Here is a 1,503-nt window from a genome sequence, read left to right on the forward strand (position 1 = left end):
CTGTCTCTTATACACAAATCCCCAAGCCTCTGCTTGGGGATTTTTTTGAACTAATTTTATGTTTCATGATCTGATCATCTAAGCAATAACAAGGATGATTAGAATGACTTATATAGAACCAACCCTCTGGGCACAAAAGCAATTTGGTCAAGCTCACCTCAATGACCCAAGACGTACTCAAAGACTCGTTGCCCTAGCAGCCTCTTTGGCCGAGCAACCTGGCGTACCGGTCTCGAAACTCATCATCTCCCCTGCAGATATGGAAGGGGCTTACCGCTTTATCCGTAATGAGCAAATCAAAGCAGAAGATATCGCTGAAGCGGGCTTTTATGTCACAGCGCAAGAGGCTTTAGAACAACAAACACTTCTTGCATTAGAAGATACGACTTCTCTAAGCTACTCCCATCGCAGCATACAAGATGAACTTGGACACTCCAATCAAGGCAATCGAAATCGAGCTATGTTCATACACTCGACCTTACTTTTTGCTCCCGAAACTCAAGTGGTTGTTGGCTTAATTGAACAACAACGCTGGACTCGAGATATTGAAAAGCGTGGACAAGGACACCAGTACGCCACTCGACCATACAAAGAGAAAGAAAGCTATAAATGGGAGCAAGCTTCTCGCCATGTCGCAGAGCGACTTGGCGAGAAAATCTCAGATGTTATTTCTGTGTGCGATAGAGAAGCCGACCTATTTGAATACCTCACTTACAAGCAAGAGCAACAACAGCGATTCCTCGTTCGCTCAATGCAAAGTCGCTGTATAAAAGAGCATGATAATCGTCTTTATGACTACGCTTCCAAGCTTCAATCAGCAGGAGAAAGAGTGCTCGACATACCGCAAAAAGGCGGCCGTAAAGCTCGCACGGTTCACCTAGACATCAAATATGCCCCCGTGACACTCAAATCTCCCGCGAATAAAAAAGAGTTCAATAACATTCCGCTTTACTACGTGGGATGCATAGAGCAAGGAGAGAGTAACGATAAGCTCGCATGGCACTTACTGACCTCAGAGCCAGTAACGAGCAGGGAAGAGGCACTTAAAATCGTCAGTTATTATGAGCAGCGCTGGCTAATTGAAGATTTTCATAAAGTCTGGAAAAGTGAAGGCACTCAAGTCGAGCAATTGAGAATGCAAAGCAAAGATAACTTAGAAAGGCTCAGCGTTATTCTGGCTTTTATCGCGACTCGGTTGCTCCAGTTGAGATTTATGAATGAATCAGATGAGTTATCTAAGAGCAGTTGTGAGCCGATATTAAAAGGCAAAGCATGGAAGCTAATGTGGCTAAAGCTAGAAAGAAAAGGGCTACCGAAGGAAGCTCCGGACATATCATGGGCTTACAGAGGTATTGCTCGATTAGGGGGTTGGAAGAATACAAAGCGAACGGGTCGTGCTTCTATAAAGACATTATGGCAAGGATGGTTTAGGTTACAAACCATCCTTGAAGGGTATGAACTGGCTAAGTCTCTTGATTCACCAGACTTGTGATCAAGAGACAG

At 44.4% G+C, this 1,503-nt stretch carries 1 protein-coding gene; it reads left to right on the top strand.

Annotated features, from left to right (window positions below):
• Window positions 1-103: 103 nt before the first annotated feature.
• Entirely contained in the window at window positions 104-1,492 is a 1,389-nt protein-coding gene (locus tag AKJ31_RS21785) for an IS4-like element ISVa18 family transposase (protein ID WP_053411098.1), read from the top strand.
• Window positions 1,493-1,503: the final 11 nt, after the last annotated feature.

The organism is Vibrio hepatarius (assembly GCF_001274785.1).
Classification (GTDB): domain Bacteria; phylum Pseudomonadota; class Gammaproteobacteria; order Enterobacterales; family Vibrionaceae; genus Vibrio; species Vibrio hepatarius.